7 protein-coding genes are annotated in these 9,008 nt (G+C 69.7%); 1 reads left to right on the forward strand and 6 read right to left on the reverse strand.

The genetic code is table 11. From position 1 onward, the window contains the following. Positions 1-198: 198 nt before the first annotated feature. From E1269_RS11500 to E1269_RS11525, 5 genes are all read right to left on the reverse strand, one after another. Positions 199-3,495: a type 2 lanthipeptide synthetase LanM family protein gene (locus E1269_RS11500; protein ID WP_131894500.1), complete on the reverse strand. Its 3,297-nt coding sequence runs from the start codon at positions 3,493-3,495 to the stop codon at positions 199-201. 6 nt (positions 3,496-3,501) lie between these two features. Further along, complete coding sequence (locus E1269_RS11505; RefSeq protein WP_131894502.1) at positions 3,502-4,683, reverse strand: mersacidin/lichenicidin family type 2 lantibiotic; 1,182 nt, start codon at positions 4,681-4,683, stop codon at positions 3,502-3,504. Between the two features lie 1,021 nt (positions 4,684-5,704). Continuing rightward, positions 5,705-5,986 (reverse strand): hypothetical protein, encoded by a 282-nt coding sequence (locus E1269_RS11515; RefSeq protein ID WP_131894506.1) that lies wholly within the window; start codon positions 5,984-5,986, stop codon positions 5,705-5,707. Then, positions 5,983-6,201, reverse strand: coding sequence for a ribbon-helix-helix domain-containing protein (locus tag E1269_RS11520; protein ID WP_131894508.1), 219 nt, complete (start codon positions 6,199-6,201; stop codon positions 5,983-5,985). Before E1269_RS11520 ends, E1269_RS11515 begins: the two co-directional genes overlap by 4 nt. An 88-nt stretch (positions 6,202-6,289) precedes the next feature. Further along, positions 6,290-6,865 carry a DinB family protein gene (locus tag E1269_RS11525; protein ID WP_131894510.1) on the reverse strand — a complete coding sequence of 192 codons (576 nt, stop codon included), beginning with the start codon at positions 6,863-6,865 and terminating at the stop codon, positions 6,290-6,292. A 126-nt stretch (positions 6,866-6,991) separates the two neighbouring features. Here E1269_RS11525 and E1269_RS11530 point away from each other — a divergent pair, with 126 nt between their 5' ends. Continuing rightward, entirely contained in the window at positions 6,992-7,768 is a 777-nt protein-coding gene (locus E1269_RS11530) for a 2-phosphosulfolactate phosphatase (protein WP_131894512.1), read from the forward strand. Positions 7,769-7,771: 3 nt separating this feature from the next. On the opposite strand, the gene pdxR is transcribed toward E1269_RS11530, so the two are convergent. Next, on the reverse strand, positions 7,772-9,008 hold a 1,237-nt coding region (gene pdxR, locus E1269_RS11535; protein ID WP_131894514.1), incomplete at its 5' end, for a MocR-like pyridoxine biosynthesis transcription factor PdxR.

A 9,008-nucleotide genomic window follows, 5' to 3' on the forward strand; every position in this document is an offset into this window, starting at 1 on the left:
CAGATCGCCTGCAATCTAGGACTCCCTGGAGTAAGTCCGCTGCGGGCATACTGTGATCGGCGAATATTTCAACCGTCATGGTCGGCGGGGCCCGTCCGCGGCGCGCTGGCCAGCGCCGTAACAGCAATTCTGATCCTGACCACGGCTACTCCTCGGTGTTGTCGGGCATTTGCGCGCGCATGCGAGGCACGAGTGCCGTCAACCCCGCGGTGGAGTACGTGGTTCCGCCCGCGGTCGCGGCGGCTCGAGCATGAGCACGCAGGGCACCGCCAAGGGGTCGGCGTGGCGCAGCAGCGCCAGGCCGATGCCCGCTAGCCCGGTCATCAGCCCGGGGACCTCCACCTCCCGCGAGACTCCCGTCCGCACCCGGCCGACCAGCGCCATGCGCGCGACAACTGTTGCCGCGTCCTCGCAGCGCTGCGCGAGTGCGGGATCGCTGAGGTGCATCGCCGCGAGCCTGAGGAACTCAACGTTCCCGAGCGCGCCGTGGCACAGGGAGTGGTTGCCGTGCAAGCCGGCACGGACGGTGGCAGCGACCGCGGCGCGGATCTCCGTATCGAGGACGGGGTCGAGGTCGCCGCTCATCCGCATGCCGAGGCGGGCGATGCCGACGCCGGGCGCGCCGTGGCACCACGACACCGAGAACCTCGTCTCGCCGTCGTTCGCTCGCGCGGAATCTCGCAGGTCGGGCCAGTTGCTGGCGGTCGGCGCGAACACCGACCGCTCGAACGCGAGTGCATCCTGCGTTGCAGCGCCGAACGACTCCAAGCCCGTCACAGCCGACAATCGCGAGAGCGCCCACGAAGCGCCGGCTGCGCCGTGCGCGAACCCGGTCAGTGGTGTCGTCCCTATCCGGCGGTTGACCCAGCCTGCACCTACCGCCTGGCGCGTCGCGCTCCGGACCAGGTGCTCGCCGCATCGCACTGCCAGACGCACGGCCTCGTCACACGGCTCGATGCCGTGCCGAGCCAGCAAACCGGCGATGAGACCAGTTGCACCGCCGATGACGTCGTAAGCCACGTCGCTCTCGACATCGAACTCGGTGCGCCGCACCAGGTCGTCCAGCCGCTGCAGAATGCTCGGATCCTGGAGCAGGGTCGACATGCTCGACAGCGCGTAGAGAGCTCCGCCCCAACCCTCGAACCCGCCTAACGAACCGACGGCGCCGGCGCCAAGGCCGCTCAACACTGTGCTGACGCCTCGCGCGGCCAGGTCCAGTGCCAACTGGTCGCCGGTGAGCCGGCCGTAGTGCGCAAGGAACAGAGCGATCCCCGCGACTCCGTCATAAAGGTCGAGCCCTGTCGGGCCGATCGACCAGCCATTGCCGCTGCGGCGCAGCGTGAGCCATGAGACATCGGTGTCGCCACGGAACGCGGTCGCGCAAAGGCGATCCGCGAGCGTGCCGGCCGCGCGCAGGAGTAGCTCACGCCGGTCGGAGGTGATCGCCCCTGCGGCACGGTGCGCTGGGGGCGTGCCGCTTGCCGGCACACCCTTCTGCCTGGGTTCGCCGACGACGGTCCATCGGCTGCGTGCGCTTACAGAACTCGAGGTGCTCGATGCCTTCTCCGAGACCGGCGCGGCGAGCGCCGCGAACGACATCGAGATGACCGTGAGCTGACGATCCAGATCGTGCTCGGAGAGGTTCCGTATCCTGTTGAGACTGCGGTCGAGCCCCGAGGTGGCTGAGAACTCAGGAACAACCGCACCAGTGCTGGTGACGACGTCGCGAATGCCGGGCGCCGTGGTGAACCGCGGAATGTCAAGATTCCAGAGGTCCTCGATCTCCGCGGTGACGATGGGGCCTAGGCGCGGTGCGCTCGGCACAGTGCTCCACAGAGCGTCCAAGAACTGGTCCCGCCGAAGGCCGCGGCGGAGGAAGTCCGGGTGGAGGCTTTCGTGAAGCAGGACGCTGTACGTCCGCGTGGGTCGAAGCACCAGACGCGTCTCGTCCGCAGCGCAGACCGCGACCGGTCCATCATCTGCTAGGAGCTCGTCTCGGTGGCGCATGAGCAGGCGGTATGCCACCTCATAGCCGGTCCGCACGCTATGCTCGTGATCCAATGGCCGGACCGGGCCGCGGCCGAGCCTCGGCTGGTTCTCCGCGCCCTTGAGCGTGAGCGGCCGACGAACGACGCGCATCGCATCCGTCCCTGTCCCTTCCCACTGCGGGAGGTCGAATGGGGTGGTTTGACCCCCCTCGCCCCCGAGTCCGCTGAGGTCCACGCCCCCATCCGGGCCTTCCCACAACCGTTCGGGCAGCATTCCAACGGAAAGAACCGACTCGGCGAGCGCCCGATAGGCGACCAGCGCCGCGAGATGCGTGTCCCCGGCGACGACCGCGGGATGGAACAGGGTCTCGAGATCCACCAGCACTGGGTCCGCGCCACGAGCGATGAGGTTCTCGCGGTGCATGTCGGTGCCGCACAGCACGTGCACCAGTGCAAGTAGCGCGCCCTGCCTCCGGTAGAAGTCGGTCACGTCATCTGCCGATGTCAACGGTGTGTGCGGTACGTACTCGCAGTAGCCGTAGTCGCCCATGTCGATGGCCCGGACAGCAGTCAGCCGTGGCGCCATACCGCGCGCATTGAGCCAGTCGACCAAGTCAGCGAAATGGAGCTCGGGCAACTGCGAGCGTGGCTTGTGAAGGAAGCGTGCACCCGACGCCAGCTCCAGGATCACCGGCGACCTGCCACCCCGGTGATGGTCACCGCCCGCGGCCATCGCCCTCGTGACGCGCAGCCGCCGTATGTCTGCCTCGAATGCTCTGGCGATCACGGGTGCGTCGGACTGCACATGCCTGACCCACTCGAGGTTGGAGGCGACCCACTGGGTCGCGGCGGTTCCCGCCAGCCTCGTGAGCACCGGGTAGGTGACGAAGATCCGTGGAAGTCCGTCGCCAAGCAGGAGGCCGTGGAAGTAGGCCGAGTACCGATCCTCGGGGGTCGCGCCTTCCAGGCCACGTTCGAGGCGCGCGACGTTGAGCTCCAGCGCCGCGGCCTTGCTCACGATGACCCAGAGCTGTGCGCGCAGCCGGTCCACGAGCTCCTCGCTGAACACCGCGGGGTCGATGCGCACGGGTCTGGGCGTGATCCGCGCCGCGCGGGTCACCAGCTCAGCAGACGCCCACTGCACCAGAGGCTCGACCAGGGCGCCGATCCCTGACCGCGTCGCCCCTGTCGTGGGTAGCGCATCGGGGCCGTGATAGGCATTTTCGACCACGCGAAGCCACTCAGGCTCCTCCGAGGTTCCAGCGCAACCCGCGTCCTCCTCGGCGAGCAGAGACTGCAGCTGGGCGATGTCGATCCCGGCGGCGCTGAGCCGGGCGTGGAGAAGCTCCGAGTCGACGAATGGTTCCAGGGCACGCCATCGGTCGACGTCGCCGGCAGCAGTCGAGGCGCGGAAGAGCGGCCCGGTGCCCCGCGATGCCTGGCGCTGAGCATCCGCGGATCTCTCGAGCAACGACAGGGCCCGCTGCCATCGGACGGTCGTCGCCACGGTCGCTCAGAAGAAGCAGTGGTGGGGACGCTCGGTGCCGCAGGGGAAGTCGCAGCTCAACTGCCCCGACTGCGAGGGACACGGAAGGCCCTCCGAGTCGCAGTGCTCGTAGACGCTCTTGCACGAGGCGTCGGTGTGGCAGCTCAGGTCACCGGTGGAGCAGCAGATCTCGCTCCCGACCGTGTGGGTCATCACTCCCCATCCACCACCGGCGAAGACGCCTCCACCACCGAAGACCCCTCCGGCTCCACCTCCGACTCTTGCCGCAGCGCGCCACCTGCCGTGCGCGAGGTCGAGCTCCGTGCCCGCCAGTTCGGCGTCACCTGATGGGTGCTCCGGAATGTGGCGGCGTTCGAAGTCGCTCAGGGCACGGCGGTACTCCTCGCTGCGCCACGCGTGGACCACCACGGACATCGGCGCGAGCCGGCGCGCGCTCGTGTGCCAGGCGTAGGCCCACGACATCACCTCGTCGACAACGTCGACATCTTCCTGGCTGGAATCACCGCGCAGGTGGGCGGCGAGCACCTTGGTGATGGTCACGGCGCCGTCGACCGCCACCTGCTGGAGCGTCAGGAACTTGGTGGGGGACATCCGTGCAGGGGAAGACGGGAACAGATCCAGGGCAACGGCGCCCACGAGACGCGCGCCGTGCACGTTCAACGGGTCGCGCTGAGGCCAGGCCTCGGGCACCGTGGCCTCGACGCCGAACAGGTGGGCCAGCTTCGGACCACGGAGGACGTCTGCTGCGCGGGCAACCAGATGGTGGACCGCCGCAGCTTGATCGTCGTCGGTAGCCTCGTAACCGTCGGCCAACTGACCCCGAAAACCCTCGATCGCGTCGAGTGCCGCACGGTACGCGAGGTGCCGCGTCGCATCGGTGCCTTCGACGTAAGCGGCCGCGGCCGACTGGATCGCTCGCGCGCCAGCCGCGAAATGGGAACCAAGTCGGACTTCGTAAAGGAACAGCCGTTGGTCGAAGTCCGGCCACTGAGGGTCAGTGCCGACCCGGTGACGGAACTCCGATATCGCGGCACGGTCGGCTACCGAAAGGCTTCCGTACCGACCCGGATTGCGCTCCTGATCGCTCGATATGGCGCGGACCGCCTCGATCACGAAATCCGTCGCCCACAGCCGGTAGAGCACACCCAGCGAGTGAAGACCAGAGCTGTCCTCGACTTCAGAGACCACGCCTTCACCCCCTCGATGCCACCGCGAACGGCGACTCTGGCGTGACAGGCTCCCCGGTCGGCATGAGTTCCCAGGATGCTGGTTGTGCCATGATGATCCCCCCGCAGGCCACGCTACGCCGACACTGCCGCTGTGACCAGGGGCACACGGCCGGGAATGGCGCCCGGCATCAGACTGCGCGGCCCAGCTGCGCCCCTTGACTTGTGCTGATGCGCCCGCCGGGTCGCCGGGAGTCGCCGTCGCGGTCACGCTGACGGCGACCGGTCAACAGGTTGGGAGACCATCACGCCCGAAGCCGGACCGAGACTTCGTGACAGAAATCGACTTCGAGGTCGCAACGAACCCGCGACCTTCTCTCGCGCAGCGCCTGACATTGGCTTCCACGGAGAGGAGGAAGGCGGGACCGCGATACGTGGTCACAAGGCCTTTGGGCGTTCGACTAGTCGACGGCACGTCCAGCCTTGCGCACGCAGGTCGCTCGTGTGGCTGCTCGCTCGGCCTGATCGTGGATAGCGTGTGGGTCCTCGGGTCATCGACCTGCCTCTCCTGAAGGACGGTACACAGCCAGGCTGAAGGGAACGGGCCGGCATCCGCGCCGTCTCTCAAGACGACCGGGCTGCGGCCTCGTCGACCATCTCGGACCCGTCGAACAGCTGCCGTAACCGTTCCGTGCCACCCGCTCAGCGGCGCGCCGGCTGGACCCGAACCGTGCCCGTCGAGCTGTGCGATTCGGTCGTCATCGCCCTCATGCCGTAATGATCGGCCTGCACCCCGCCGCAAAGCGGTTGCGAGCAGCTGAACTGGGTACACCTTCGAACATGGTCGTCCTTGTAGTTGTCCTACTGGCCGTCTGGTTGGTGCTGTCGATCGTGGGGTTCGCGATCGAGGGCATCCTCTGGCTCGGAGTCATCGGGGTAGTGCTGTTCGTGGCCACCGCGATCGTCGGCTGGTTGAGGCGATCGGCTCATCGGAGGGTGTAGCCGCGTGTCGTCGCGAGCACGCCGTACCCGACGCTGCCCTGTCAGAGGTCGAGCAGGAACGACAGGTGTTCGTGAACCGCTGCGAGCTGGGCGTCTGCCAGCTCGCCGTGACGTTCTGTGAGCCAGTGCCGGGGATGGGTCATCAACCGGTCCGCGAGTGCGTATCCGCCGTCAACGCGGACGGCGAACGGCTGGAACGACTTGGTCTCCGGGACCACCGAGCACGTCACGACCAGGTTCACCTTTGACGCGTTGTAGGTGGGGTGCGAGAGCACCAGTCGGATGGTGCCGTCGTCGAGGTTCCACAGCTCTCCGGGGTTCACGCCTCAGCCTGCATCCGCAGCGCTTCACGAGCCAACGCGTCGTCATCCGCCGCCCATGTCGGACCCTCGGCCTGATCGAGCAGTCGCCGGTAGTGCTCATTCCTGACGGCCCGCTCGACGAACTCCGAGCGGTTCAGACCAGACGCCTTCGCATCCGCGTCCAAGAGCGCCAGCGACGACGAGCTGATCGCTACAGTCACCTTCTCCTTCGCCATACAGATATCATACCGAATCCCATACAAGTGGGCGTTCAGCTTCCTCGGCCCGCGTCAGGGTTCTTCGTCCCCGGTCCCGCCCGGCTCACTAGCGCGGCGCGAAGGTGTCGGCGGCGGCTTGGATCTTCGCCAGATAGGTGCTCCACGTCTCGGCGGCGCCGAAGGAGTCGTGGTCGGGGCCGGCCCTGCCGTCGATGAGCTCGCGGACGATGTCGGCGTGGCCGGCGTGCTGAGCGGTCTCGGCGACCATCCGGATGAGCAGCACGCCAAGGGTGGTGTCGGCGCGCTCGGCCGGCCAGTGCGGGACCCGCCCGGGGGTGTCGAGGGCGAGTTCGTCGACGGTGCGGTCGCCGTGCGCGCAGGCCCGCCGGTACAGCCCGAGGAGGTACTCGCTGGACTCGTCCGGCTTGGCCCACATGTCCGCGCCCTCCCAGACCGAGCCGTCCTCTTCCCACGCCAGGGTCTCGGGCGGCGGGCGGCCGAACGACGTGCCGAGGTACACGTACTCCACCCCGGCCAGGTGCTTGATCAGGCCGAGCAGGTTGGTGCCCGTGGGCGTCAGCGGCCGGCGCAGGTCGAACTCGCCGAGGCCCTCGACCGTGAACAGCAGACCCGCCCGGCCCGCCTGCAACTTACGGTGCAGCTCCGCCTTCAGATCCGTCACGGACTCCTCCTCGCGTCGCACCTGGTGACACCCTGACCGCCCACACAACCACCGCCCACCGACAAGGTTCCCGTCCGCCGCGAAATCCGCTGGTGCACGCCTTCGCGGCCGACCAGACTCGACCCCATGGGCGACTGGTTCGGTCAGGACGGGTACGACATCCGCTTCGACTGGGGACCGGTGGGCGCGCAGCGGCTCGCGCCGAGCGCGGCGGCGCTCGTCGTGGTGGATGTGCTGTCGTTCACGACGTCGGTGTCCGTGGCCGTCGAGGCGGGAACCGTGGTGTTCCCCTACGCCTGGCGGGACGCGACGGCGACGGCGTACGCGCAGCGGGTCGGCGCGGAGCTGGCGGTGGGACGACGCGCGGTCAGTGCGACGGCGCCGTGGTCGCTGTCACCGGCGGCGCTGCGGTCGGCGCCGTTCACACCGCGGCTGGTGCTGCCGTCCCCCAACGGCTCGGCCATCGCCGCCGCGGCGGCCGGCGCGGCCGATCCGCCGGTCGTCGTGACCTGCTGCCTGCGCAACGCCTCCGCTGTCGGGCGGTGGCTGGCCGGGCAGGGCTTCGGCCGGCCGGACCGCCCGGTCGCCGTGATCGCCGCGGGTGAGCGGTGGCCCGACGACAGCCTGCGGCCCGCCCTCGAGGACCTGCTGGGCGCCGGTGCGATCGTCGCCTCGCTCGCAACCGCCCTCGCTCAGGACCAGGCCGTCCTCTCCCCCGAGGCCGCCGCGGCACGGGGTGCGTTCGACGCCGTCGCCGACGACGTGGCGGCGGCGGTCACCGGGGCAGCGTCGGGCCGCGAGCTCGTCGCGTACGGCTTTCCCGACGACGTCGCCATCGCCTGCCGCCTCGACGAGAGCGACGTCGTGCCCGTCCTCGACGGTGAGGCGTTCCGGCCCGCGTGACGGTCAGCCGAGCACCGCACGCAGCGCCGCACCGAACCGCCGCAGCCCTTCCGGCACGTCGGCGGTGTCGATGACGCCGTACCCGAGCACGAAGCCGGCCCGGCCCGGCGGCTCGCGATAGTAGGCCGCGAGTGGCTCGACCGTCACACCCGATGCCGCCGCGGCGGCTACCACCTCGTCCGCGGCGCCCGCGTCGCCGGAGCGCAGCAGAGCGCACACGTGCAGCCCGGCGGCGGACGGCAGCAGCCGGAGGTGGTCGGCGAGCTCGTCACCCAGCGCCGCGACGACGGCCGCGCGACGGGGCGCGTACACCCGCGCCGTCCGGCGGATGTGCCGGGCGAGCAGGCCCTCGTCCATGAATCGGGCCAGCGCCGCCTGGGTGGTCACCGGGCTGTGCCCGTCAGCCAGTTGCTTCGCCGCGTGCATGGCCGAGCGCAGGGCGGGAGGCACGACGGCGTACCCGATCCGCAGGCTGGGCAGCAGCGTCTTGGAGAACGTCCCGACGTACACGACCCGGCCGTGGACGTCCAGGCCGTGCAGGGGCTCCAGGGGCCGGTCGGCGAACCGGTACTCGCTGTCGTAGTCGTCCTCGACGACGGCGGCATCGTGCGCCGCCGCCCATGCGAGCAGCGCGGACCGGCGAGCCAGTGACATCGCGGTGCCCAGCGGGAACTGGTGCGACGGGGTCACGTACACCAGGCGCGCCGAGTCGGGCAGCCGCGACACGTCGAGACCATCGTCGTCACCGGGCACCCCCACGAGCTGGGCGCCGTGGGCACCGAAGACGTCGCACGCGGGCGGATACCCGGGCTCCTCCACCGCTATGACGTCGCCCGGCGCGACCAGCACCCGGGCCAGCAGGTCGAGTGCCTGCTGGGCACCACTGGTGACGACGACGTCGTCGGCGTCGGCACGCACACCGCGGGCGAAGCCGACGTACCGCGCGATCGCGGCGCGCAGGTCGGCCAGACCGGCCGGGTGGGCGTAGAAGCCGTCGGTCCGTCCGGGCCGCAGCTCGTGTCCGACCAGCCGGCGCCAGGTGTCGTACGGGAACAGCCGCGCATCGGGGACGCCGACCTGGAAGTCGAACCGGACCGGCGGCCGCTGCGCGTCCGGCCGCCACGGCACGAACGACCAGCCCGGCCGTGGTCCCAGGCCGCCGTCGGCATCACGGCCGGTCGGCTCCGACGACGGCGACACGGTCGCGGCCGCCGCACTGACGAACGTCCCCGCTCCCACC

Origin of the sequence: Jiangella asiatica, assembly GCF_004349065.1 — a bacterium.
Classification (GTDB): Bacteria; Actinomycetota; Actinomycetes; order Jiangellales; family Jiangellaceae; genus Jiangella; species Jiangella asiatica.